The organism is Sphingobium sp. WCS2017Hpa-17 (assembly GCF_031843765.1).
Lineage (GTDB): Bacteria > Pseudomonadota > Alphaproteobacteria > Sphingomonadales > Sphingomonadaceae > Sphingobium.
The window spans coordinates 458,494-484,572 of the sequence record NZ_JAVTIV010000002.1; the positions used below are offsets into that span (position 1 = coordinate 458,494).

19 protein-coding genes are annotated in these 26,079 nt (G+C 63.6%); 6 read left to right on the top strand and 13 right to left on the bottom strand.

Features of this window, described 5'->3' with window-relative positions; all coding sequences use genetic code 11:
• Positions 1-15 precede the first annotated feature (15 nt).
• Positions 16-1,086: a VOC family protein gene (locus RQH62_RS06255; RefSeq protein WP_311267882.1), complete on the top strand. Its 1,071-nt coding sequence runs from the start codon at positions 16-18 to the stop codon at positions 1,084-1,086.
• A 50-nt stretch (positions 1,087-1,136) separates the two neighbouring features.
• Here RQH62_RS06255 and RQH62_RS06260 read toward each other — a convergent pair whose 3' ends face one another.
• A complete protein-coding gene (locus tag RQH62_RS06260) occupies positions 1,137-1,634 on the bottom strand; it encodes a hypothetical protein (RefSeq protein WP_311267884.1) in 498 nt (165 codons plus the stop codon).
• Between the two features lie 32 nt (positions 1,635-1,666).
• The gene (locus tag RQH62_RS06265; RefSeq protein WP_311267885.1) at positions 1,667-2,455 is read right to left on the bottom strand and encodes a DUF4198 domain-containing protein; all 789 of its coding nucleotides are present in this window, start codon (positions 2,453-2,455) and stop codon (positions 1,667-1,669) included.
• A gap of 130 nt (positions 2,456-2,585) precedes the next feature.
• On the opposite strand from RQH62_RS06265, the gene RQH62_RS06270 reads away from it, so the two are divergent.
• Both RQH62_RS06270 and RQH62_RS06275 read left to right on the top strand, forming a co-directional pair.
• Entirely contained in the window at positions 2,586-4,667 is a 2,082-nt protein-coding gene (locus RQH62_RS06270) for a TonB-dependent receptor domain-containing protein (RefSeq protein ID WP_311267886.1), read from the top strand.
• Between the two features lie 4 nt (positions 4,668-4,671).
• A complete protein-coding gene (locus RQH62_RS06275) occupies positions 4,672-5,439 on the top strand; it encodes an energy transducer TonB (RefSeq protein ID WP_311267887.1) in 768 nt (255 codons plus the stop codon).
• 1 nt (position 5,440) lies between these two features.
• Here RQH62_RS06275 and RQH62_RS06280 read toward each other — a convergent pair whose 3' ends face one another.
• Both RQH62_RS06280 and RQH62_RS06285 read right to left on the bottom strand, forming a co-directional pair.
• Positions 5,441-7,948 (bottom strand): TonB-dependent receptor domain-containing protein, encoded by a 2,508-nt coding sequence (locus tag RQH62_RS06280; RefSeq protein WP_311267888.1) that lies wholly within the window; start codon positions 7,946-7,948, stop codon positions 5,441-5,443.
• Between the two features lie 188 nt (positions 7,949-8,136).
• Positions 8,137-10,290, bottom strand: a complete 2,154-nt coding sequence (locus tag RQH62_RS06285) for a TonB-dependent siderophore receptor (protein WP_311267889.1) — start codon at positions 10,288-10,290, stop codon at positions 8,137-8,139.
• A 207-nt stretch (positions 10,291-10,497) separates the two neighbouring features.
• On the opposite strand from RQH62_RS06285, the gene RQH62_RS06290 reads away from it, so the two are divergent.
• Positions 10,498-12,741: an acyl-CoA dehydrogenase gene (locus RQH62_RS06290; RefSeq protein WP_311267890.1), complete on the top strand. Its 2,244-nt coding sequence runs from the start codon at positions 10,498-10,500 to the stop codon at positions 12,739-12,741.
• Positions 12,742-12,792: 51 nt separating this feature from the next.
• Here RQH62_RS06290 and efeO (RQH62_RS06295) read toward each other — a convergent pair whose 3' ends face one another.
• From efeO (RQH62_RS06295) to RQH62_RS06335, 9 genes are all read right to left on the bottom strand, one after another.
• Positions 12,793-13,644: an iron uptake system protein EfeO gene (gene efeO, locus RQH62_RS06295; RefSeq protein WP_311267891.1), complete on the bottom strand. Its 852-nt coding sequence runs from the start codon at positions 13,642-13,644 to the stop codon at positions 12,793-12,795.
• A gap of 26 nt (positions 13,645-13,670) precedes the next feature.
• Entirely contained in the window at positions 13,671-14,948 is a 1,278-nt protein-coding gene (gene efeB / locus RQH62_RS06300; protein ID WP_311267892.1) for an iron uptake transporter deferrochelatase/peroxidase subunit, read from the bottom strand.
• The gene (efeO, locus tag RQH62_RS06305; protein ID WP_311267893.1) at positions 14,948-16,087 is read right to left on the bottom strand and encodes an iron uptake system protein EfeO; all 1,140 of its coding nucleotides are present in this window, start codon (positions 16,085-16,087) and stop codon (positions 14,948-14,950) included. The genes efeB and efeO (RQH62_RS06305) overlap by 1 nt, the downstream gene beginning before the upstream one ends.
• The gene (efeU, locus tag RQH62_RS06310) at positions 16,087-16,920 is read right to left on the bottom strand and encodes an iron uptake transporter permease EfeU (RefSeq protein ID WP_311267894.1); all 834 of its coding nucleotides are present in this window, start codon (positions 16,918-16,920) and stop codon (positions 16,087-16,089) included. Before efeU ends, efeO (RQH62_RS06305) begins: the two co-directional genes overlap by 1 nt.
• Positions 16,921-16,982: 62 nt before the next feature.
• Entirely contained in the window at positions 16,983-17,663 is a 681-nt protein-coding gene (locus tag RQH62_RS06315) for an alpha/beta family hydrolase (protein WP_311267895.1), read from the bottom strand.
• A gap of 81 nt (positions 17,664-17,744) precedes the next feature.
• Positions 17,745-18,962 (bottom strand): serine hydrolase, encoded by a 1,218-nt coding sequence (locus RQH62_RS06320; protein ID WP_311267896.1) that lies wholly within the window; start codon positions 18,960-18,962, stop codon positions 17,745-17,747.
• A 55-nt stretch (positions 18,963-19,017) separates the two neighbouring features.
• Positions 19,018-21,546, bottom strand: coding sequence for a TonB-dependent receptor (locus RQH62_RS06325; protein ID WP_311267897.1), 2,529 nt, complete (start codon positions 21,544-21,546; stop codon positions 19,018-19,020).
• Positions 21,547-21,996: 450 nt separating this feature from the next.
• Positions 21,997-22,206 carry a toxin-antitoxin system HicB family antitoxin gene (locus RQH62_RS06330; protein WP_311267898.1) on the bottom strand — a complete coding sequence of 70 codons (210 nt, stop codon included), beginning with the start codon at positions 22,204-22,206 and terminating at the stop codon, positions 21,997-21,999.
• A gap of 9 nt (positions 22,207-22,215) precedes the next feature.
• On the bottom strand, positions 22,216-23,100 hold the full coding sequence (locus RQH62_RS06335) for an SPFH domain-containing protein (RefSeq protein ID WP_311267899.1): 885 nt from the start codon (positions 23,098-23,100) through the stop codon (positions 22,216-22,218).
• Positions 23,101-23,247: 147 nt separating this feature from the next.
• On the opposite strand from RQH62_RS06335, the gene pyrC reads away from it, so the two are divergent.
• Both pyrC and RQH62_RS06345 read left to right on the top strand, forming a co-directional pair.
• Positions 23,248-24,285, top strand: a complete 1,038-nt coding sequence (gene pyrC, locus RQH62_RS06340; protein ID WP_311267900.1) for a dihydroorotase — start codon at positions 23,248-23,250, stop codon at positions 24,283-24,285.
• Between the two features lie 214 nt (positions 24,286-24,499).
• Positions 24,500-26,074: a Re/Si-specific NAD(P)(+) transhydrogenase subunit alpha gene (locus RQH62_RS06345; RefSeq protein WP_311267901.1), complete on the top strand. Its 1,575-nt coding sequence runs from the start codon at positions 24,500-24,502 to the stop codon at positions 26,072-26,074.
• Positions 26,075-26,079 lie beyond the last annotated feature (5 nt).

Here is a 26,079-nt window from a genome sequence, read left to right on the forward strand (position 1 = left end):
GGATGAGGAGTGACCATGAGCATTTTGGGCGTAGCAAACGCTGTCTTCGGTGTTTCCGATCTCGAAGAACATCAGCGCTTCTGGACGGATTTCGGCTTGTCCCTGTCTCAGGCAAATGAGGATGAGGCAATATTCGAACTGCCTTCGGGTTCGCGCATCACATTATACCGCCATGGCGACCCGCGCCTGCCATCGCCCGATCCCTTCCCCGGCGACGGTCTGAAGGAAACCGTCTGGGGTGTGGAAAATGCGGATATGCTGGAAGGCATCGCCACCAGCCTCGCGACCGAAGTCGATGTGCGGCGCGATGCCGATGGCACGGTCCATTGCCTCTGCCCCGATGGCCAGCCGATCGCGGTGCAGATCTGGGACAAGCGGCCGGTGGTGAGCGAGGCCAGTCCGGTCAACACGCCCGGTCATTACCCCCGCTTCAACCAGCATCGCATCTGGCGCCGCCGCGCCATTCCCAAGACGATCAACCATGTGGTGTTCTTCTCGCCCGATTATGTCGGCAGCTTCGAATTTTATGAGCGGCATATGGGCTTTCGCTATGTCGATCATAGCAAGGGCACGGGCATTTTCGCGCGGGCGCCCGGCACGTTCGAACATCATGCGATTTTCTGGGTGAATTGCGACCTGCCGATCGCGCCGGATCATTTCAAGTTCATGCACATCGCCTTTGGCATGGACGATATCGACGAGGTGATGCTCGGCGCCAATATCATGGAGGCCAAAGGCTGGAAAAATGCCAGCATGAACAGCAGCGGCGGCATTTCCCGGCACCGCATATCGTCGGCCATCTATTATTATTGCGACATGCCGGGCAAGGCCGGCGAGGCCGAATATCATGCCGATACCGATTATCTGGATGATAATTGGGTGCCGCGGGCCTGGGATTTCCGGTTCGGATCGCTGCTCTGGTCGAACAATGCGCCGCCCATCTTCCGGGGCGACAATATTCCCTGGGATATGGCATTCGATGCAGATCGGGCGAGTTTCGAGCCGTTCCGCAAGACGAAGCCCGGCAAGCGGAAGGTGGAAGGCAAGCTGGCGGAAATCACGATCGAGGATGAGCATGCGCTCTGACAGATAGAAAAAGCGGGGCCGCAGCGATGGCGGCCCCGCTTTTTCGGTTTTCAGCGATCGGCCTTGTCGGCGGCCTGTCGTGCAGCAAGCTGGCGCGCCGCCGTGGCGGCGGCATCGGCGGCGGTGACGATGCCGTCCTGGTCATTATCCTGCTCGGCAAAGGCGCGCGCGCCCGACACATCATATTCGGCCTGAGTCATCTTGCCGTCCTTGTCCTTGTCCAGCACGCCGAAGCGGACATGGGTCTGGCGGATCTGGCGCTGGCGTTCCTCGGTCTTCTTGTCTTCGCTGCGGTCGGAGGCGGCGAGTTGCTGCTCCAGCCGGACGCTATATTCCTGCACATATTCGTCTTCGGACACCCAGCCGTCACTATTGGCATCGGTCGCCCTGAAGCGGGCGACGCGCGCGGCGTCGAACTCGGCGCGTGTGACCTGGCCATCATGGTTTGCGTCATAATCGTGGATGAAGGCCGATCCTTCATGCGGGGCGGCGATGGTGATGCCGGCGGTCGTGAGAAGAGCTGCGGCGAGGGGCAGATGGATTTTCATAGAGGCTCCGTCGAATGGAAGACGCGCGGGGATCAGGCCGCGTCGAAGGTCAGGGTATAGGTGTAGCTGCGATAGGGCGTTTCCGACCCGGCCGGCGCAGCGCCGCGATGGCGCACCAGGATCAGATAGGTGCCGGCATCCTCCGGCTTCAGGCTGAACCGGCCATTGGCACCGCTTTTGACCTGCGCCACCACCTTGCGCCCGTCATAGAGGCCAGCGCTGCGGAACAGGGTGATGTCGGCTTGCGGGAGCGGCTTGCCGTCGAACAGCAGGGCGAAGCTGGCGTCAGACCCGGCGACGATGCCGTTGGGATGGGTGATGGCCTGAATTTCCAGCGCCTTGCCCGAAGGCTTGAGCGCGGCGTCGGTCGGCTGGCCACGGGTCACATAGGCGTCGGCCAGCGTCATGCTCTGCACATCGACCTGCTCGGCATTGGCCGGCGGTTCGCCGCCTTCGACGCGCATTTCCCATTTGTCGCCTTGCCTGAACATCTTGCCCTTGCGCCCGGCGCGCTGGCCGCTGGTGACGCGATAGGTGCCGTCGGCGGGGATTGCCGCCTCGAACACGCTGAGGTCGCGCAAATGGGTGACGGGACCGGTCGGCAGTTCCTTTCCGTCCGGCCCGACCAGATGGAAGGGCGCGTCGCGCATCGCCACTTCGGGCAGGAAGGCATCCTCTGCAAAGGCGGACTGGACCGTGACATGGTCGCCCTTGCCCAGATCGAACAGGGTCGGCAGCACATAGGGCATATGGGCCTGCGCCGCCGAAGCGCCGACGAGGGTCAGCAGCAGGGCCATGGAGCGGAATCGTGATGGTTTCATAAAGTCCCCTTTCTGCGCTCGCAGCTATAACTAATGAGACTCACTTGCAATATCATTTCTACCTGCTAGGTGCGATGCCGTTCGGGGCGTTCGCGTCCCATCGCCAACCGCCAAAAGGGGACCGCAAACCATGAAGAAGACCCGATTGAAGCTGTTGCTGGGCACTGTGCTGATCGTCGCGCCGATTCCGGCGCTGGCGCAGAGCGATGCCGATGCACCGGAAACCACGCGCATGGCACTCGACCGCATGGTTATTTCCGCCGGTACGGAAAAGGTCGCGATCGACACGCCGCAGGCGGTCAGCACGCTCGACCAGGAAGATATCGACCAGGTTCAGGCGACCACCATCGGCGACCTGCTGGAGGGCATGCCGGGCGTCAATGTTCAGGGCGGCGTCGGCCAGTTAGGGCAGGGCTTCAATATTCGCGGCATGGGTACGGCGATCGGCGACAGCGACAATCGCATCCTGCTGACGGTCGATGGCGTCACCAAATTCTACGAACAATATCGCATGGGCGCGCTCTTCACCGAGCCGGAGCTGTATAAGCGGATCGAAGTGCTGCGCGGTCCTGCTTCCTCGACCCTCTATGGCGCCGGCGCGCTGGCAGGCGTGGTCAATTTTACCACCAAGGATGCGTCCGACTTTCTGAGCGACGGCGATCCGCTGGCGGTGCGCCTCAAGGCTGCCACCGAAGCCAATGCGGAAGCGCGCACCCTGTCGGGCATCGTCGCGGTCCAGCCGACCGAGGGCGTCGAACTGCTGGGCAGCTACAACTACCGCCGCACCGACGATTACAAGAGCGGCAATGGCGACACGGTTGCCGCCTCCGCGACCGAATCCGACAGCTGGCTGGTCAAGGGCCGTGTGTCGATCGGCGGCAACAAGAAGCACGCCATCTGGGCCAGCTATCAGGACTGGATCAGCGACGCGCCGCAGGTCTATGACCAGATTTCGGCCGCCACCGGAAACAGCCTGATGCGCCGCCGCGTCCACGACAAGACTGCTGTGCTCGGCTATGTGAATGATTTCGACGGCAGCAAGATCTTCAATATCGAGGCACAGGTCGCCTATTCGCTGTCGAAGGTGCACCAGACCGAAACCACCTTCCTCGGCGCGCTCGACTATTCCGAATTTTCCTATGAAAGCTGGCAGGCGAAGGTCCAGAATACCAGCGAGTTCGATCTGGGTGGCGATTGGAAGACCTTCCTGATCCTGGGTGGCCAGTGGAGCACGCAGGAACGGCGCAATCCGCGGGTTGCGCTGGACGGCACGGTGACGCCAGGCGCGGGTACACATCCCGAAGGCGACATGGATCGCTATGGCCTTTATGGCCAGTTGGAGATCGTCTGGTCCGACAAGCTGACGATCATGCCGGGGGTCCGTGTCGACTGGACCAAGCTGAAGCCCGGCGCCACGGTTGTCGGCGGTACGCGCCTGACCGACAATGTGACGGACAGCGGCGTGTCGCCCAAACTGGCCGCGCTGTATAATTTCACGCCCTGGTTCGGCCTTTTCGGGTCGGTCGCGCGCACCGTGCGCATGCCCAATGTCGATGAAATCTTCACCCGTTCGGCGACCCGGCCCAACAATCCGGACCTGCGGCCGGAGAAATCGGACAATGTTGAGGTCGGCTTTACCCTGTCCTTCGACGATATGCTGGGCAAGGGCGATCGCTTCCGCGCCAAGACGACCTTGTTCCAGAACGACGTCAAGGATCTGATCGTCAATGTCTCGGCAGCGGCGGGCACACCCTATTTTCAGAACATCAACCGCTCGCGCTTCAAGGGGCTGGAGGTCGAGGCCGAATATGGCATTGGTGGCTTCTTCGCCCGCGGCAATGCCTCCTTCATCGACGGCAAGAACCGGCTGACCGGCGATTATCTCAACACTATCCCGGCCAACGACTATCGGCTGACGCTCGGTTATGCCGATGCTGGCACGGGCCTGTCGGGCGGCTGGACCGGCGAATTTGCCGAGCGGCAGGACAAGGTGACGCCGGGTGCCTTCGCTTCGGCCGGATCGGGCCTCGCGACGCCGGGCTATACCGTCCACAACCTCTTCTTCGCCTTCAAGCCGCAGAGCGGCGCGGCCAAGGGGTTCGAGTTCCGCATCGCCGTGGATAACGTCTTCGACAAGCAGTATCGCCGCCACCTGTCCGCACTCGCGGCGGAAGGGCAGAGCTTCAAGTTCACCGTGGCGAATAGCTTCTGACGCCATGGACGGGGCAGCGCATCCTTTCCGCATCGGTGGACCGGCAGCGGCCTCGCTGCTGATCAACGCCCTGCTGATCGGGGCGCTGCTCAACCTGGGCATGGGGCATGTCAGCCGGCGGGCCGAGTCTTCGCCAATGACGGTTCTGTCCCTCGCCCTGCTCAAGGGGGTGGAGCAGGGCGAGGAAGAGGCGGAGACGGCAAGGGTGGAGGCGGCCGCGTTCAGCCCGACCGCTGCCGTCCCGCCTCCGCCGACCGACCCGCTGCCTGCGCCAGTTGTCGCTGTTGCGTCGGCAGTCGTGGCGGTGCCTGCGCGCCTTGCCTTGCAGCAACCGGTCCAATTTGCCGCCGCGCCTGCTGCCAGTTTGGCCCCGGCCGCATCCCAACCCGCCCGTCCGGCCATGGCCGCTGTCGCGTCTGCCGCTGCGCCACCGCCAAGGCGCGGCGCAGCCGATGGGCTGGACGTCAAGGCGCCGCCGGGCACCAGCCGCAGCTATGCCGCCAAGGTCCGCTCCTGGCTCTACGCGCATAAAATCTATCCCCGTCGCGCCCGGATGCGGCGCGAAGAGGGGCAGGTGCAGGTCCGCTTCGTCCTCGACCGTGCCGGCCTGTTGCTGGAGGGCGCCGTCATTCAGGGATCGGGCAATGCCGTGCTGGACGAGGAAGCCGAAGCGATGCTGCGCCGCGCCTCACCCTATCCGCGCGCGCCAGCCGAACTGCCCGGCGAACGAATCGAGTTCACCGTGCCGATCGCCTTTACCTTGCCGGCCTGATTCAGAAACGCTTGAACAGGCGCAGGCTGACGACACGGCCCAGCGGGTCGAGATAGGCGGGTTGCTGGCTGATCGGCGTATCGCCCAGCCGGTCGCGGACGGCGGGCCGGGCATTGGCGATATTACGGATGCTGGCGTCGATCATCAGCTTCTTCGCCCACCCCGCCTTGGGCAGCAGTCTTTCCATGTCGGCATAGACGGTGACAGAGGTGGTGCCGAGACTGGCGAAGCGCAGGTCCGCCGTGTCGATCATGCTGCGCGCACGGCTGCCCGAATGCCAGACGGATTGCACGAACATGCCGATGCCGTTGCGGTACAGGCCCATGTCCCCCTGCACATCCCAACGGGGACGGCCACCGCTCGCCACGATATTGTCGCCGTCCAGCAGGTCGAGCGGGGTCGTGCCGGGGCTGAGCGACAGGCGATCCTCCAGCCGCAGGGCTGGCGTCAGCGACGCATAGAGATAGGTCATGCTGGGCGGCTGGCCTTCCGGCGGTTTTTCCGGCTTGGAACCGACCTCGCCGGAAAAGGACAGGGTCGCCTTCACCGTCCGTTGCCGTTCGCGATACAGATTGACCGGGCGCAGGTCGACGGTGGTGAGTTGCCCCGCGGCATCGCGCAGGAACCGATCGGGGAAGGCCGCCGCGATCGCCGGCGTCAGGACCGATATGGTCGCCGACTGGTCATGGATTGTCGCATCCTCGTAGATGAGGCTGGCGCGGAAGGCATCGGTCCGCAGCGGCTGGATATTGGCGGTCAGCGTCAGCGTCCGCCGCCGTTCGGGCGACAGGTCGGGATTGCCGCCATAGACGGATGTGACGAACAGGCTTTCCCCCGACACAAGGTCGACGAAGGGCATGTTCGGCGTGGCGATGCGCGGGGCGCCCAGTTGATCCAGTGTCGGCGCCGTTTCCGCCCGCTTGAGCGTGGCCAGCAATTGCACCCGCTTCACCGGCGTCCAGACCAGACTGGCATGGGCGGTGTAGAGCGGGCCATAGCGGCTGACCGCGTTGACGCCGCCCGACAGGTCGACCGAAAGCCGGCCGAGGAAGGGCAGGACATTGTCCGCAGCCGAGGCGATGGGGATGGTTGCCGCGAGGCTGCTGCCACCCTGGCTGCGCCCGAGGACGACATTGGCGTCGGGGAAGGCGCGCGACAGGCTGTCGCTGCTGGAGCGTTGCGCGTTGAACGTCGTCGTCACCGCGACCGGCCCGGCCGGCAAGGTCAGGAACTGGCCGTTGAGGATCAACTGGGCATCGTTCGTCGTGATGGTCGAGCGGGCGCGGTCGCGGATCGCTGCGCCGATCTGTCCGGCGGAGAAGGGCGAGAAGGCATCGCCGCCCAGCAGGATCGCATCCTGCACATTGGCCATGTCGAAGCCGAGATCGCTGTCGGTCTGGCTGCGCTTGCGATCATGGTTGAGCCTGAGCGACCAGTTCCATCCGCTGAAACCACCGATCAGGCCCAGCCCGGCATGCAGCGTCCAGATGCTGCCATTCTGCGTCAGCGCCGGCACCTCATCCAGATAGCGGTTGAGCAAGATGTCGCTGGCAAAGGGCGAAGAGCTGTTGCCGGCGGGGACGAGGAGGGACGCCGTGCCCAGCCCCTGAAGCGCCCAGCTGCGCTGCCGCTCGATCGAGAGGCTGAGCGCGGCTGTGGTCCGGTCGCTGATCGGCTGGCTGAAGAAGCCGGCGATCTTCATCGTGCTCTGGCGCGGCTGGAGGTTGCGATAGGCGCCCGGATCGGTGACATGGGGCTGGTTGGCGCCGGGCAGATAGGCGGCTAGCGTTTGCCGCGCATCGGGATCGAGCGGGACGGCGGCGATGGTCACGGGGCTGCCCGCCAGCGCGCTGAGTTGCGGATCAATCTCGCCGCCGTCCGCGCCGGTCACATTGCCGATCCGGTCATAGGGCAGGCTGGGATCGGGACGGATCGACCGTCGATCCTGTCGCAATTCGCTCTGCTGCAACAGGGTGGCGGTCAAGGTGAGGCGTTTCTTACCGCGCAGGCGGGTCATGGCAAAGCGCCCATCCCCGGTGCCGCCGCCGCCATCCGTGCTGGTCTGGCCATTGGCCATCGCCTCGAAGCCCTGAAATTTCGCCTTGGTGGTGAAGTTCATGACCGGCTGGTTGGGAGGGTAGCCCATGGCGGACGCGGCCTCCTGCGGCAGCAGGTCGAAGGACTGGATCGCATCGAACGGCAGGCTCTGGACTTCTTCGTCATCCAGCGGCCGGCGTCCGTTGATGGCAAAGACGGGGTTGGCGCCATCCGCGCCCTTCAGCTGCGCGCCCAGTCGCTGCATCATATCCTTGATGCTGGTGATGCCCATCGCCCGCAGCTCTTCCGCGTCGAAATGGCGCAGCGGTTGCGTCTCACCGATCTGGCGCCGGCCATTGACCACGATCGGGTCGGCCGGCGCCGGCTTTGCGTCATGGGCCATCGCCTCGCCGCCTGTCAGCAGCAGCATAGTGCAGCCGATCAGCCTGCCATTATGGGTTCGTCGGTTCATGCTTGCTGCGAACAACTGCCTGTCTTTGCTGGAAGACCTGCTTTGAACGAAAGTATACGATGTGCAACGACAAATGCGAATGGTGACAGGATTTGTCCGACATTTGGGGAATAGCGTCAGTCAAACGGGATATGTTTGCGATGCCGGGATAATAGGAGGCGGGGCTGTTTACCCCGCCTATCTTGACTTCAGAGGGTGCCGCGCAGGGTGACCATCAGGTTACGGGGCGTCGCATAGCGCGCGCTGCCGGTCGACAGGCCGGAATAATAGGTCTTGTCGAACACATTATCCAGATGCGCGGCCAGCGTCAGATGCTCCGAGAAGCGATATTGCGCCATCAGGTCGACTGTCGCCAGAGCGTCCTGAACATAGATGACGCCGTTCGGGCCGCCATATTGGGCGCGGGTCTTGCCCTGCCACAGCAGATTGGCGCCGACCGTCAGCCCGTCCAGCTTGCCGGGCAGGCGATAGGTGGTGAACATCTTGAAGCTGTCCTTGGGCACCTGCGGCAATTGCCGCACGCCGTCGCGATCCTCCGACCGGGCATTGGCGAATCCACCCGACAGGCGCCAGCCGGGCAGGATCTCGCCATTCACCTCCAGTTCGAAGCCGGAGGATTTCATGCCCGACACCGCATGATAGGCGGTGCTGCCGTCAGGGGCGAAGATGCCGTCGCCATCGGCCATGGCATAATTGTCCTGCTTCATGCGGAAGACGGCAGCGCTGGCGGCCAGACGGCCGTCGAAGAAGTCGGCCTTCAGGCCGGCTTCATAAGTATTGCCTTCCAGCGGTGCGATCAGGTCACCATCGACGGTGCGCGCCGTCTGCGGTTCGAACACGCTGGCATAGCTGACATAAGCGGAAATCGCCTTGTTGAAGTCCAGCACCATGCCGGCATAGGGGGTCAGCACCGCCTTTTCATGGGTGCCGGCCGTCCAGGTCCGGGGGCCGGTGGTACCCTGGGCATAGCTGTCCTGCTTCCACCAGGTCAGGCGGCTGCCCAGGATGATGGACAGCGGTGCGATCGGCTTCAGGCGGGCGACGCCGGCGGCGGCGGTGGTCTGGATACGATTGCCGGCCAGGTCGCCGGTCGCGGTCAGGTCAGGTTTGGTCGCATTGCCGGTCTTGAAGAATTCCAGCGCATTGATCGGCTTCATATAGTCGCCGCCATTCCACCAGCCGGGATAGGGCGTCTGATCATCGTCGAAGCGGGCGTGGCTGAGCGTCAGGGCGATATGCTGGTCCTGACCCAAGGCCTGGAAACTGCCGCGCAGATTGGCATAGACGGCGTCGAGCGTGAGGTCGGAGGCCCAGCGGGTCGCATAGAAGGTGCCGCCCAGGCCGGTGACCTTGTCGATCGCGGTGCCGAAGAAATAGCCGATGCTTTCGTCATAGGAGCCGGACTTGTGCTCGGCATCGACTTGCAGATGCCAGTTCTGGTCGAAATCATGGGCGATCGAGGCGAAGATATTGGTGCTCTTGCGGCTGAAGTCTGACCAGTTGGCGCCGCTGTTGGTCGACCGCGCAAAGTGGGTTTCGGTGCCGTCGGTGTAATAGAGCGGCAGACCGCCGCGCGACGCGCCGGTGTTGCGGAAATTCTGATATTCGATGCCGGCGGTCAGCAGCGTGTTAGGGGTCAGGTCCGCCTCGATCACGCCATAGAGCGCCTGACGCTTGGCATGTTCGCGGTCGATGAAGCTGTCATTATCCTGCCAGGCGCCCGCGACGCGCGCGCGGATGCGCTGGTCGGACGTCAGCGCGCCGCCGACATCGCCTTCGATCCGGTAATTGTCCCATGATCCCACCCGTGCCGACATGCTGGCGCGCAGGTCGGTGCCCGGCCGCTTGCGGATCATGTTGATCGCCGCCGACGGATTACCGGTGCCGGTCATCATGCCGGCCGATCCGCGAATGACCTCCACCCGTTCATAGGCGACGAGATCGGCGGTATCTTCGGTAAAGCCGTAGATGTTGGTCGGCCGGGCGACGCCGTCGACCAGATAGTTTTTCACCTCGACACCGCGCGCGGTATAGTTGGTGCCGTCGGTGCCGAGCGAACTGGTCCGGTTGGACTGGATGCCGACAATCTGCTCCATGACCGAGGCGATATCGTCCAGGCCCTGTTCCTGCATGCGCAGGCTGTCGAGCACGGTGACCGACTGTGGCGTCTCACGCGAAGACAGGGTCAATCCGTTCGTCTGGGTCACGCCGGTGACGATGATCGAATCCTCGTCCGCCTCATCGGCCGGCGCCTGCGCATGGGCCTGCGCGGTGCCAAGCAGTGCCATCGCCAGAGTGAACGGTACGGAATGGCGGAAGAGGTTTTTCGTCGAGAAAGTCATGTTGCCCCCAGCAAACGTGGTGCGCGCAGCGCAATGATTATTGATATGCGGACGCGCCATTAATGAAACTGATTTGCAAATGCAACAAAATTGGCAATGTTTTGACACAGTTCATGCGCCACAAGGCAGAAGCGGACGGAGCAGGCAGGACGTTGGGATCATGCGGTCCGCAGCGGCGTTGATACCCATCATGAGAGGATGATGATCATGCTTGCCAACGCACGCCGAGAGATACTGACCCGCCCGATTCTGTCCCTTGTCCAATCAAGCCTGCCGCGCCTTTCCGTTACGGAGAGCGAGGCGATCGATGCCGGTGACAGCTGGTGGGATGCGGACCTGTTCACCGGCGATCCGGACTGGTCGCGCCTGCTGGCGGTGCCGCCAGCCACCCTGACGGCCGAGGAACAGTCCTTCATGGATGGCCCGGTCGATATGCTGTGCGCGATGATCGACGACTGGCGCATGACCTGGGAAACGCACGACTTGCCGCAGGCGGCATGGGATTATCTCAAGGCAGAGAAATTCTTCGGCATCATCATTCCCAAGGCGCATGGCGGCCTTGGCTTTTCCAATTTCGCCCATAGCGAGATCGTGCGGAAGATCGCGACGCGCTCCGTTTCGGCGGCCGTCACGGCGATGGTCCCCAATTCGTTGGGGCCGGGCGAACTGATCTTGCGCTTCGGGACGAAAGCGCAGCAGGCGCATTGGCTGCCACGGCTAGCGGACGGGCGTGAAATTCCCGCCTTCGGCTTGACCAGCCCGGAAGCGGGATCGGACGCTGCGGCGATGACCGACGAGGGCGTCATAGGCAAGGGCGAGTGGCAGGGGCGCGAGGTGCTGGGCATCCGGCTGAACTGGCGCAAGCGCTATATCACGCTGGGGCCGGTCGCCACAATCCTGGGGCTGGCGTTCAAGCTGCGCGATCCCGACCATCTGCTGGGCGAGCAGGAGGATATCGGTATCACCGTCGCGCTGGTGCCGACGGACCTGCCGGGCGTGTCGATCGGACGGCGGCATATTCCGTCCATGCAGAGTTTCCAGAATGGCCCCAATGAAGGCCATGACGTGTTCGTGCCGCTGGATCATATCATCGGCGGGCCTGAGCGGGCGGGGCAGGGGTGGAAGATGCTGATGAGCGCGCTGGCGGCGGGGCGGAGCATATCCCTGCCGTCGCTGTCGGCCGCAGCGGCCGCCTTTGCCGCCCATACGAGTGGCGCCTATGCGCGGGTGCGGTCGCAGTTCAACCTGCCGATCGGCCGGTTCGAGGGGATACAGGAGCGGTTGGCCCGGATCGCCGCCAACGCCTATCTGCTGGACGGCGCGCGACGGCTCACATGCGCGGGGCTGGATCAGGGCCATCATCCGGCGGTCATCTCCTCGATCCTGAAACTGCACGCGACGGAACGGATGCGTGTGGCCATCAACGATGCAATGGACGTGCATGGCGGTAAGGCCGTGATCGAGGGGCCGAACAATTATCTGGGCAACCAGTATCGCGCCATCCCGGTCGGCATCACGGTCGAGGGAGCGAATATCCTGACGCGCAGCCTCATGGTCTTTGGTCAGGGCGCGATCCGGTCGCACCCGTTCCTGTTGCAGGAGATACGGGCCGCGGGCGAGGGCGATCACGCACAGGCACTGGTGGATTTCGACGCTGTCCTGTGGAAGCATGTGGGCCATGCGCTGAAGACGGCGATCCGTGCGTTTGCGCGTAGTTGGAGCGGGGGTCTGTTCGCGCCGGCGCCCAAGGCTGGCCGGGCGACCCGCTTTTACCGGCAGATGAGCCGTTATGCCGCAGGCTTCGCCTTCCTGTCCGACATCGCCTTCCTGACGCTGGGGGGCGAGCTCAAGCGGCGCGAATTGCTGTCGGGGCGACTGGGCGACATATTGTCCGAACTCTACCTCCTGTCCGGGGCGCTCAAGCGCTGGGAGGATGAGGGGCGGCAGGATGCCGACTTCCCGCTTCTGGCCTGGTGCATGGAGAGCGGTTTTGCCACGATCGAACAGCGCTTTGCCGAGGTCATCGCCAATTTCCCGGCGCGACCGGTAGGATGGATGCTGCGGCTGTTCATCCTGCCCTTCGGCCGGCGCCGGCACGGGCCATCGGACCGCATCATTCGCAAATGCGCGCAGATCATATTGGAACCCAATTCTGCGCGCGATCGGCTGGTCGATGCCATTTTCATCGGCGGGCCGGAGGAGCCGGTCGCGCGCCTGACCGAAGCTTTCCGCCTGATGGTCGATACCCAGCCTATCCACGACCGGCTTCGCAAGGCGGGGGTTAAGGACTGGCAGGACGCCAAGGCGCGCGGCCTGATCACGGAAGCCGAACTGGCGCAGTTGGAGGCGGCGGATCGGGCGGTGGCCGACGTGATCGCCGTGGATGATTTCGCGCCTTCCGACCTGGCGCGCACAGGCGCTGTGCCCGGCATGGCGCAGGCGGCGGAATAGCTGTGCTCCGTTGCGCTGGCGGCCTGATGGCTGCCAGCGCATCTGACATGATCAGTTCAGGCCCAGCATGCCGCGCAGGCGGGATAGATCCTCCGCCAGTACATGGACCTTGCCGGCGAGCAGTTTGCGGTCGCGTTCGGTCAGCTTCACATAGGAGACGAAGCCGCCACCGGGCGCGCGATATTTGGCCAGCGTGTCGAACACCGTCCTGAAATTCGCTTCCGTCTTGGCGGCAAAGGCGCGGTCGCGGCGCTCCACCAGCGGACGCAGCAGCGTGACGATCTTGTAAGCGCCCTCGAAATTGGCCTGGAAATCATACAGGTCGGTGCGGCTGTACCGATTCTCCTCGCCCGAAATCTTGGTCGCGGCGACTTCTTCCATCAGCACGGCGGCGCCACCGACGACCTTTTCGGGCGGGAAGGTCAATTTGGTGAGGCGGGTCTGGAGTGCCAGCACGTCGGCCATCAGCTTGTCGGCGGTGCGGCCGACATTGCGGGTGCTCTTTTCCACCCACAGCGCATATTCGATCCGATGGAAGCCGCCGAAGCGCGGGTCTTTTTCCGCCTTTTCATGATCGTCGGCGCGGCTGTCGATGGCGGCGTCCAGATCGCTGAACAGTTCGGCGACCGGCTCTATCTTCTCATAGCTGGTGCGGGTGGGGGCGTAGAGGCGCTGCGCCTCGGCGATCTTGCCGGCCTTGACCGCAGCGACGAACGCGCGGGTGTCGGTGACGAACTGGCGCACATTCTGGGTCACATAGATTTTATACTGGGCGATCGGGCCGACCAGTTGCAGCGGCGAAGGCGCGCCCTGATTGGGTCGGTTTTGCGCCAGCGCGGCCGAAGGGACCAGCGGCGTGGCTGCCAGCAGGCCCAGCAGGGTGCGGCGCGTGAGGTCGATCATATTATCCTCCTGTCGGGAAAGGGAAATCAGGCTGCGCGGGCGGCGGCGATCAGGGATCGGCCGATCCAGTCGCGATCGTCGCTGATGCCGGGCAGGGTGAAGAAGAATCCGCCACCGATCGGCTTGATATATTCCTCCAGCGGCTCGCCATCGAGCCGGCGCTGGACGGTCAGGAAGCCGGCTTCCAGATCGGCCTGATAGCAGATGAAGAGCAGGCCCATTTCCAACTGGCCGGACTTGGTCACGCCATTGGAATAGTTGAATGGACGGCGCAGGATGAGATTGGCGTCGCTCTGCGCCGTGCGCGGGTTGGCGAGGCGGATATGTGCGTCGAGTGGCGTGCGCTCGCCGGCCGGGTCGCGGCTATAGTTCGGCACGTCATGTTCGGTCGGGCCGCCATCCATGGGCGCGCCGCTGGCCTTCAGCCGGCCCATGATGGCTTCCTGCTCGCCAAGAGGCGTGCGGTCCCAGCGTTCGACGAAATTGCGGATGATGCGCACCGCTTGATAGCTGCCGCCGGTGGCCCAGTCAGGCTCCCCTTGGCCGGGGCGCACCCACACCAGCCGGCTCATCAGCGCGGCATCATTGGAATCGGGATTGGCCGACCCGTCGCGAAAGCCCAGGAAATTGCGCGCGCTTTCCGCCGGCTGGCTTGGTTTGGCGGGAATGGGCGGCACGCTGCCCTCCTGTTTCCAATGCATCACCAGCAGGTCGGGCAAAGTCTTGATGATATCGCGCAGGGCGTGGATATTGGTGTCGGGCGTGTTGGCGCAAAACTGGATCGACAGGTCGCCATGGCAGAGCGCGGCGTCGAGCGCGTCATTGGGATGGGCCTGCATCGCGGTGAGTTGGCGCGGCTTGAGGCGGGTGAGGCCAAGATCGTCGTTGAAGAGCGCGGGGCCGACCGACACGGTGATGGTGAGCGCGTCGGGCTGCACGTCCGGCCCCAATATGCCCGATCCGACCGGTGGGAGCTTCGGGTCGATATCCGGCTGGCGCCCGCCAACGGTGAGGAAGGCGATGCGTTCAGTCAGGGTGCGGAAGAGCCGTTCCAGATCGTCAAGCGTTTCGGCGAGGACGAAGAAGCTGGCGATCATGCCGGCGCTGGGGCGTGGCGTCGTGATGCCGGCCTGATAGGGGCCATGATAGGGAATGCGTTCGCCAGTATGCTCGCTCTTCGGGGCGTCTGCGACCTGATCGCCCTGTGCGGTATCCGGGCGGGCGAGTGCGGCAGCGGGCATGGCAGCGATGGCGCCAAGGCCTGCGCCGAGCAGGCGGCGGCGTGCAGGAGAGGCTGGCTGCATCAGGCGAGGCCCAGCGCGGCGTTGACCTTGCCCAGATCGTCGGCGAGGCGGGCGAGCGCGGCAGCCACCGCCTTGCGCTGCGCCGTGTCGAAAGCGGCGGCGGTGCGCGATGGCGCGAGGCTGGTTTCGAGGGTGGCGAGATCGGCCTTGATCGCCTTGTCCAGGGCGGGATTGGCCTTGGCCAGCAGGGACGAAAGCAGTCCGGCGGACTTGCTGGCGGCCTCAAGCGCAGCTTGCACATCGGCGGGGCTGTCGTCGCCGGCAGCGGCCAGAGAGTCGGACAGGCGCGCCAATTGCTTTGCGGGCAGGTCGGCCAGCTGTTCGGGCTTGAGTTCCAGCGTAGCCAGTCGTTCCTTGAGCGTGGCGATGTCGGCAAGCAGCCGGTCGCCGGTTGGAACCAGCGATGACATAGCGCCGTGGCCCGCCAGCGTCCGTGCGATCCGGCGGAAGCCCATGAAGCCGGGGTCGGCGTCCTTCTTTTCATAATAGTCGGCGCGGGCGTTCAGCCGAGCGTCGAGATCGCCGAACAGTTGCGCGGCGGATTCCAGGCGGACATAGGATTGATGGGCGGCGGAATAGAGTTTCAGGGCCTCATCGCGCTGGCCGGCCTTGATCGCGGCCACCAGTGCCTGCGCGGCGCTGTCCAGCGTCTCCGCTTCGGTCAGCAACGTCACCTGATATTCCGCCAGCAGGCCGACATAGGCGACCAGCGAGGGGCGCGCGGCCTCCGCATCTGATTCCGCCGAGGGCGTGACATGCAGCTTTCCGCGCGGGTTGTTGAGCAGGCCGCAGGTGATCTCATAATCGCCGGGCGCCAGCTTCACCGTCATCACCTGTTGCAGGCCGGGCGCGATATTCTCGCGCTCGTCCACGACCATGACGCCGTCCAATATCTCCCATTCCAGCGCGCGATCGGTGGCGTTGACGATGGTGAAGACGGTCCTGCCCGCCGGGACTGTGATGTCGTTGGGGTCGCAGACCTTGCCCTTGATAGTGACGGTCACGGCATGGTCGCCGCTCGCACCCGGTGCTTTGGCGCGGTTGGAGGCGAACCAGAAGGCGAAGAGGCCGAGCAGCACGAGCAGCGCGGAGGCGATGAGAGCAAGGCGCATGGCGCGCGGGGAAGCGGGGCTGGTCATCAATGGGCCTTGGCAGAAATGGCCGCGACGGTGGGCGCGGGACGGAAGAAGAGGAAGAGGCTGACGGCAAGGAAGACGGCATAGACGATCAGTTCGCCCAGCACCGGCACAGCCTGATAGCCGAGCAGGCCGGACAGGATCGCGCCCAGCGGTCCGTCCATCGGCAGGGTTTCGGACAGGTCGACCACCACGGTCTGAAGCCCGTTCCAGACGCCCGCTTCATGGAATTTGCGCAGGACGCCGGCCAGCAGGCCCGCCGCCACCAACAGGATGAAGACACCGGTGAAGCGGAAGAAGCGGCGCAGGTCGAGGTGGATGCCGCCCCTGAACAGGCCGATGCCGACGACTACCGAAAGGGCGATGCCGGCCAGTGCGCCCACGGGGGCTTCCCATCCGAGGCTCTGCTGGAAAATGGCGAGGAGGAAGAAGACGGATTCCAGTCCTTCGCGCGCGACCGCCAGGAAGACCATGCTGATGAGCGCCCAGGCCGGGCCGCTTTCGCGAGCCAGCGCGCGGTCGATATTGGCATGCAGTTCGCCCTTGATCGACCGCGCGGCGCGGCGCATCCAGAAGACCATGCAGGTCAGCATCACGACCGCGACCAGCCCGACGATCCCTTCGAAAAATTCCTGCTGCTTCTGAGGGAATTCGGCGGCGACCATCTGAAGGCCGGCGCCCACGAACAGCGAAAGCGCGCTGGCCAGCAGCACGCCGACCCAGATGGCGGGCATCAGGTCGCGGCGCTGGGCATGGTGCAGATAGCTGGCAACGATGCCGACGATCAGTGCAGCCTCAATGCCTTCGCGCAGCATGATGAGGAAAGGAACAAGCATGGAGGCTCCGGCGCGGTGATGCGGATGCCCATGGCATATATGATAATAGTTCGCAAATTCAATTACGAAATAGGCGCGACCGCGCGTTGCATCCAGTTGGCGGCCCTGTCCAGCAGTTCGGTTTCGACGTCGGTCGGGGTCCGGCCGCTCTTCTTTGCGACCTTGAAGCTGTGGTCGGCCTGATCGACCAGATGAAGAGTGGCGCGACGGCCGAGGGTGGCCGCCGTCGTGCGGAGCAGCTCGATATCGGCCAGCGCGTCCCGCGTCCCGGAGAGGAAGAGCATCGGCACGCGGATCTGTTGCAGATGGGCAGCGCGATCGACGCCGGGCTTGCCCGCCGGGTGTAGCGGGAAACCGAGGAAGGCAAGGCCGCGTACGCCGGGCAAGGGCGTGTCCGCCTGCGCCTGCGATGTCATGCGGCCGCCAAAGGACCGGCCGCCGGCAAAGAGCGGCAGGTCGGGTGCCAGCGCCGCGGCATGGGCGGCGGCGGCGCGCACAACCTTATGGGCAAGCACGGGCTGGTCGGGGCGCTTGCTGCCTTTTTCCATATAGAGGAACTGGTAGCGCAGGGTTGCGATACCCCGTGCCGCGAGCCCCAGCGCATTGGCGGTGATGGTCGGATGGGTCATGCCCGCCCCGGCGCCATGGGCGAACAGGAACAGCGCCGTGGCCCCGACCGGCCGGATGAAGATGGCGGAAACCCCATCCTCTCCGACCGCGATCCTGTGATGTTCCATGTCCATGCTGCGACGCCTTGTCCTCGACGGGGAATGACGCGCCCGCATCGGCTTTTGCGCGCCCTTGCACAAGGGCGGATGCGCCGGTCAGGGCGTCACGCTCACCAACTGGTGGAAATAGGCCAGCGTCTCCCCCATCACATGGGGCGGTTCGGGCAGCGGATAGTGGCTGAGCTTTACGATGACCGTGCGGCTTTGCGGGTGGATATAGATGAACTGTCCCGCGAGGCCGAGCGCGGTATAGGCGCCCGGCTGGTCGTCCAGCTGCCAGAACTGGAAGCCATAGCCGCGCCCGCCAAAGGGGGTGGGCTGGGCGAAGGGAATCATGCTGGTCGCCTGTTTCATCCAGCCGCGCGGCAGAACCGGCTTCCCGTCGCGCAGGCCATCGTCCAGCATCAACTGGCCTAGCCGGGCATAGTCGCGCAGCGTGGCGTTGAAGCCCATGCCCGACAGTTCTCGCCCCTTGCCCTCTGGCCCGTCGGCGATCCAGAAGGCGTCGCCTTCCATGCCGGCGGGTTGCCACAGGTTTGTGGCGGTGAAGGCGGCGAGCGACTGGCCGGTGGCCCGTTCCAGCACCCAGCCGAGCACGGCAGTGTCGAGCGTTGCATAGTTGAAGCGGCTGCCGGGTTTTGCCGCGCGGGCGATGGTCTTGGCGCGATCGGCGAAGCGCTCTTCGTTCAGCACGATGGCGTGGCGATGGATGAGCGCGGCGACGCTGGGCTTCTCGCCAAAGTCATAGCGTTCGTCATAGTCGACGCCGGATCGCATCTGAAGCAGCTGGCGGATCGTCACGTCGCCATAGGCGCCCTTGCGCAGTTCGGGGACATATTTGCCGGCCGGATCGTCAAGCGAGGCGATCTTGCCCTGATCGAGCGCGATACCGATCAGCAGCGAGGTGATCGACTTCGCCATGGAAAAGGAGATGAAGCGATCGGCCGGGCGGGACCGGTTGCGATACTCCTCGAACACGACCTTGCCATCGCGCATCACGATGATGGCATTGGTATAGGTGCGGCGCGCCCATTTATCATAGCTGCGGGTGACGCCGTCCTGCTGAAAGGCGGGCGGGGTGATGGGCTGGCCATCGGGTAGAGCGCGGACGGCATTGCCATGAGGCACCGCGCGAGTCTCGAACATGTCGGCCGAATGGCGGAAATTGAAGGCGTTGATGTCGGCATCCAGCCAATGTTCGCGCATCTGGATGACGGGATCGGCGGGTATGTCGGTCGGATTGGCAGCGGGTACCGGCATGGCAACGCCGGCCAGTAGTAGTGGCGCAAGCAGGCGCAGGGACAAGCGGATCATGGGAACCTCGTGAAGAAAGGGCGGCGCGGGGAAAGCCGCGCCGCCTGTTGGCCGATCAGAACTGCTTCTTGAGCGTCACCGCCCAGGTGCGCGGCAGGCCCGGCGCGCCGGACAGCACGCCCACCGAACTGAAATTGGTGTTCATCGAGGTGAAATAATATTTGTCGGTCAGGTTGCGGACTTCGAGCGAGGCGCTCCAGCCATCGTCCCCGCTACGCCAGGTGACACGGCCATTGGCCAGGAAATAGCCGTCGATCCGGCTGGTCGCCACCAATGTCGGCAGCGGCCCGCCGCCCGCACCGGCATCGGTGGTCGACACGGTGGTGGCATCCGTGTTGATCGCGTCGACATAGATATGCGACTGGTAGCTGCCGTCGAGGCGGAAGCTGAGTTCCCCGCCCAGCACGTCCGGCACATCATATTGCGCGCCGGCATTCCACTTCCACTTGGGGGTGAAGGGCGGTACCATGTCCATGGTGACACCAGTATTGGCGCTGCCGAGCGAGGTATATTTGAAGTCTAGATAGCTGAGCGATCCATCGAAGCTGAGACGGCTGGTCGGCCGGAACATGGTTTCGAACTCGATGCCCTTGACGTCCGCCGACCCGACATTGGTGGGCTGAAGGCAGGGCGTGCCTTCCGTCCCGGCATCGGTCGGGCAGTTGAACACGGTCAGGATGATATTCTTGTAATCGTTGAAGAAGGCTGAGACGTTGAAGCGCAGCATGCGATTGAACAGGTCGGATTTGAAGCCCGCTTCATAGGCGGTGATGGTTTCCGGCGAGAAGGGCCGCACCTGACTGGGGTAGAAGGGGCGGGGATTGACGCCGCCCGCGCGATAGCCGGTCGATACCTGAGCATAGACCATGAAGGCCGGCGAGAAGCGATAGTCGGCTGCAACGCGCCAGTCGGTCCGCTGCGACTTGAAATGCGCGCCCAGGCCATTGAGGCCGAAGAGCAGACAGTTGGGCGAATTACCCACGCCGGTCGGCCCGGCTGTCGGCGCGCCCAGGAAGAATTCGCATGGTCCCTGAATGGCCGTGCCGTCAGGATTGCGGCGGACATAGCCATAATCCTTTTCGTCCCAGGACGATCGGATGCCGCCCGTCAGCGTCAGCGCATCGACCGGTTTGAAGCTGACATTGGCGAACAGCGCCTTGTTCTTCGCAGGCGTTGGATCGGGGCCATGGAGGAAGTCTATGCCGGCATAGTTCAAGTCAATGCGGCCGGTGAACTTGCCCTTGGTATCGAAATAGAAGCCGCCCACCGTATAGTCGAGCCGGCGGTCGAGCGCGGTGCCGCTCAGCCGCAATTCCTGGCTCCACTGGGTGTTGGTCTGCTGCTGTTCGAACATGGAGGACTGGACCGGCGCGCCTTCGGCGAAGGACCAGTCGGCCTCATAATGGCGGTAGGATGTAATCGACTTCAGCGCCAGTCCGTCGCTGATGGTCCAGTCGATCGTGCCGGCGAAACCATAATTGTCGAGGTCCGAATGCGGGTCGAGCGACAGCGGCTTATAGGCCATCTGTCCGTCGCGCGTCGCATTGTCGGTGAAGGTGGCGTAGCTGATGAACTTCTTGTTGTAGCCCGACGGCGGCGTGTCGCAGCTGTTGACGCCGAACGCGACGAAAGCGCAGTTGAGCGCCACCGGCGCGCCATTGACGCCAGCCAGCCAGGGGCGCGGGCCGCCGGTCGCGCTGGGACCGGGGAAGGTGCCGGCCTTGTTGGCGAAGATTAGTACGCTGGCGCCGGCCTCGTCGCGCTGACGGGTATAGTCGGCCGATACGTTGATTTCGACATTGTCCGTGGGCAGCCAGCGCAAAGCCGCCTTGGTCGCGATGAAGCTCTGCCCGCCCAGTGTACCCAGTTCGGGGTTTGCATCGGTCGCCTGCGTCGGCACGTTGGACCCCGGATGGGTCAGCGCATAGTCCAGCCGTTTGACGTAGCCGTCCCGGTTCTTGCTGGCGCCCGAGACGCGCAGGAACAGGTTTTCGGCCAGCTTCAGGTCGATATAGCCACGCATGTCGATGCGGTTATAGCTGCCGTAGGTTGCCTCCAGCATGCCGCTGCCGTCGCCCTTGGGCTTGACCGAATAAAGCTTGATCGACCCGCCAAGCGAGTTGCGGCCGGCCAGCGTCCCCTGCGGGCCGCGCAGGATTTCCACCCGGTCGAGGTCCATCAGGTCCAGCAACGATCCGGTCAGCGTCGGCAGATAGACATCGTCAATATACATGCCCACGCCCGGTTCGAGCGCGAAATTGGGATCGGACTGGCCGACGCCGCGGATGAAGGCGATGATGCCGGGGCCAAGATAGCCGTTTTGCGGCGCGAGCGTGACGTTGGGCGTCTGCGCCGCGACTTCGGAAATATTGGTCTGGCCGCGCGCTTCCAGCGCTTCGCCCGTCACTGCCGTGATGGCAAGTGGCGTATCCTGTAATTTCTGCGACTTGAACTGGGCGGTGACGATGATGTCCGCCGCAGCGGGTGCCGTGCCGGCCTGTTCCTGTGCCCAACTGGCCGGCGCTGCGGCAAGGCAGGCCAGCACGGTCAGGCTCGTTCCCAACAAGAGTTGATTATTTGCCATTATATCCTCCCCATTTGTATGCTTATGATACAATATAGTTAAAATTCTGCCGTTTTATTTTGACTGAATTGCGACGGTCAGAAGAACAGGCTCAACGCTATTTGTGAAATAATGACTTGCTGAAGCGGAGCATTTTATAATGTGCGACAGACATGATCGCGATGATCATGGCTTGATAGTTTTTATATAAATAATGAACAGGTGTATTTATTTCGCCTTGTCGTAGCGAATCCATCCTCCCTTCCTGTGTTTCAGTCGTCCCGATTATAGGCATTGTCCGATGATCGACTGGCAATTGTCCGTATATATGAAATATTCTGAAATGTGAAATGATATTTGTTCAGGTGGCAGATTTTGGTAACATTCTGAAATATATGGAGTTGTCGTCAATCTGGTTCGGATGGGGTGACCCGATGATCTGGACCAGGGCCGAGTTGCAGATACGGCATATCAATCCTCCCTGGGCGGACGTCCGCGTCGCCGCTTGCCGGGGTCCGACAACGTCACGCCCCGGCGCTTTAGCCCTTCGCGCAGCAGCATTTCGATCTGCGCATTGACGCTGCGAAATTCGGCCGCGGCGCAGCGTTCCAGCGCCTCGTACAGCGCCGGGTCTAGCCGCAGGGGAAAAGCCTTGCGCGGGGCGATATCGTCCTTCGCCACGATCCGCGCCTATTGGTAGAGGGTGCCTGTATTGACCACCGGCTGGGTATCCCGCTCGCCGCACAGCACCACCATCAGGTTGCTGACCATGGCGGCACGGCGCTCGTCGTCCAGTTCGACCACATTCTTGGCCGACAACTGGTCCAGCGCCAATTCGACCATCGTCACCGCGCCTTCGACCAGCCGGGTGCGGGCGGCGATGACGGCTTCGGCCTGCTGGCGGCGCAGCATCGCCTGCGCAATTTCCGGCGCATAGGCGAGATGGGTCAGGCGACATTCGTCCACGGTGACGCCGGCGAGCGCGACGCGGTCCTGCAATTCGGCCTGCAATTCGTCGGCGACATGGGCGCCGTCGCCACGCAGCGTTTTTTCCTCATGTTCGAAATCATCATAGGGATAGCGCGATCCGATCGCCCGCACCGCGCTTTCGATCTGGATTTCGACGAACGCCTTATAGTCATCGACATCGAACAGCGCCTGCGCCGTATCGGTGACGCGCCAGACGACGTTGGACGCGATTTCCACCGGGTTGCCGCGCTTGTCGTTGATCTTGAGCTTTTCGGAGGTGACGTTGTGGACGCGCACGCTGATCTTCTGCCGGGTCAGCCAGGGCAGCACCCAACGCAGGCCCGGCGTGCGATCGGTGCCCTTATAATCGCCGAACAGCAGGATCGCCGCCGCCTGGTTCGGCTGGATCAGATAGAAGCCAGCGAGCGTCAGAATGAACAGCGAGATGGACAGCAGAAGCAGCAAGGTGCCGATCGCCTCATGCCCGGTACCGAGCAGACCGATGGCGACCAACCCGCCGACGACGCAGAGCGGCGGGACCAGCAGCATGGCGTAACCGCTCAGGGTGGCGATGCGCCGCTCTCGCGTGGCCTGAAGCAGGGACATGGACTCGATCCTCTGTAAATTATGATATCATAATTATATCGAATTCAAGGCGCGATCAAGGGGCGGTATAAAGGCCCTTCACCGGCGATGTGGCGAACCGACAAGATGGGCTTGGCGAGCCGATATCCGATCGGCTAGAGCGGCCGCATGACAGACCAGATCACAATCCGCCGCCCCGACGACTGGCACGTCCATCTGCGCGATGGCGATATGCTGAACGCCGTCGTCCATCACACGGCGTGCCAGTTCGCCCGCGCGATCGTCATGCCGAACCTGACGCCCCCGGTCATCAGCGTCGATGCGGCGCTGGCCTATCGCGACCGGATCGTGGCGGCGCTGCCAGCGGGCACGGATTTCACGCCGCTGATGGTCTGCTACCTGACGGACGACGCCGATCCGATGGAAATTGCGCGCGGTTACGCGCAGGGCGTCTTTGCCGCCTGCAAACTCTATCCGGCCCATGCCACCACCAATTCCGCTCATGGCGTCACCGACATTCGTCGCCTGTCCAGTCTGTTGGACACCATGCAGCAGATCGGCATGCCGTTGCTGATCCATGGCGAGGTGACGGACCGCGATGTCGACATCTTCGATCGCGAGGCAGTCTTCATCGATCGCATCCTGACGCCGCTGGTACGCGATTACCCGGCGCTCAAGATCGTGCTGGAGCATATCACCACTGCGGAGGCAGTCGATTTCGTGGAAGCGAGCGGGCCGCTGATCGGGGCGACTATTACGCCGCAGCATGTCATCATCAATCGCAACGCGATTTTCGACGGCGGCATCCGGCCCCATGCCTATTGCCTGCCGGTCGCCAAGCGGGAGCAGCATCGGCTGGCGGTGCGCAAGGCGGCAGTGTCGGGATCGCCCAAATTCTTCCTGGGCACCGACAGCGCGCCGCATGCGATCGGTCGCAAGGAATCGGCCTGCGGCTGCGCCGGCATTTTCAACGCGCCCTTCGCTCTGGAAAGCTATCTCCAGGTGTTCGAAGAAGAAGGTGCGCTTGCTAATTTCGAGGGCTTCGCGTCGGAGCATGGCCCCAATTTCTATGGCCTGCGGCTGAATGATGGCACGGTGACGCTGAGCCGCGAGGATGTGGTCGTACCGGATGCGCTGACGGAAGGGGGGATCAGCCTTGTTCCCTTCCATGCGGGCGAAACGCTGCGCTGGCGTCTGGTCGACTGACGGGATGGCCCAAAGCTCTTATGGCCTATGCCATAGTTTTGATTGACCCCACTCCAGGATAAAGAGGGTTGACGTTCAGCCCTCCAAAAGCCGTAAGCGCGGCACAGCAAGCGTGAATACAACGTCTGTGCCGATGCTTTCGCGATAGACCGATGGGGCTGGAGCGGCCAAGATAGGCGGAGACAGCGCATCGACAAAGGGGAGGAGGGCAAGAGTGAAGATAGGTGCACCCAGAGAAACGGCCCAGGGCGAGGCGCGTGTCGCGCTGACGCCTGACAGCGCCGTGCTATTGCAAAAATTGGGCCATAGCTGCCTGATCGAAAGCGGGGCCGGCGCGACGGCGGGCTTTGGCGACGAGGCCTATCGGGCGGCAGGTGTGACCGTGGTCGCCGGGGCCGAGGCACTCTGGGCCGAGTCGGATGTGATCGTGAAGGTCCGTCCGCCCGAAACGGAAGAGGCATCGCGCCTGACGCCGGGCAAGACACTGATTTCCTTCTTCTACCCTGGCCAGCGAAGCGAAGAACTGGCGGCGATCACCGCCACCGGCGCCAATGTGCTGGCGATGGACATGGTGCCCCGCATCTCGCGGGCGCAGAAGATGGATGCGCTGTCGTCCATGGCGAATATCGCTGGCTATCGCGCGGTGATCGAGGCGGGCGCCAATTTCGGGCGCTTCTTCACCGGCCAGGTGACGGCTGCTGGCAAGGTGCCGCCGGCCAGGGTGCTGGTGATCGGCGCAGGTGTCGCTGGTCTGGCGGCGATCGGTGCGGCGACCTCGCTGGGCGCGGTCACGCTGGCCTTCGACGTGCGACCGGAAGTGGCCGAGCAGATCGAATCCATGGGAGCGCAGTTCGTCTATCTCGACTTTGCTGAAGAACAGCAGGATGGGGCGGCGACCGGTGGCTATGCCGCACCGTCCAGCCCGGAATTTCGCGAAGCGCAGCTCAAGAAATTCCGTGAACTGGCGCCCAATGTCGACATCGTCATTTCCACCGCGCTCATTCCGGGGCGCGATGCGCCGGTCCTGTGGACGGAGGATATGGTGGAAGCGATGCGGCCGGGATCGGTCATCGTCGATCTGGCAGCCGAACGCGGCGGCAATTGCGAACTGACTGTCGCCGACCAGAAGATCGTGTCGGCCAATGGCGTGACGATCATCGGCTATACCGATTTCCCGAGCCGCATGGCGGCGCAGTCCAGCTCGCTTTATGCCAGCAACGTGCGCCATATGCTGGCGGACCTGACGCCGGGCAAGGATGGCGTGATCGTCCATAATATGGAGGATGACGTGATCCGGGGCGCAACCATCGCCTTCGAAGGGGCCGTCGCGTTCCCGCCACCGCCGCCCAAGATCAAGGCGATCGCCGCGCAGAAACCCAAGCCCAAGGCCGAGGAACTGACGCCCGAACAGAAGCGGGCGAAGGATGTCGCGACCTTCAAGGCGCAGACCCGGTCGCAGGTGACGACGCTGATCGCCGGTGCGGTGCTGCTGATGGCAGTCGGCGCGGTGGCGCCGGCCAGTTTCATGGCGCATTTCACCGTCTTCGTGCTGGCCTGCTTCGTCGGCTTTCAGGTCATCTGGAATGTCAGCCATGCGCTGCATACACCGCTGATGGCGGTGACGAACGCGATTTCGGGAATCGTCGTGGTGGGGGCCATGCTTCAGGTCGGGTCGTCCAGCACGATCGTGCTGGTTCTGGCAACGATTTCCATCCTGATCGCGTCGATCAATATCGTAGGCGGCTTCCTGGTCACGCGCCGGATGCTTGCCATGTTCCAGCGGTCGTAAGGGGG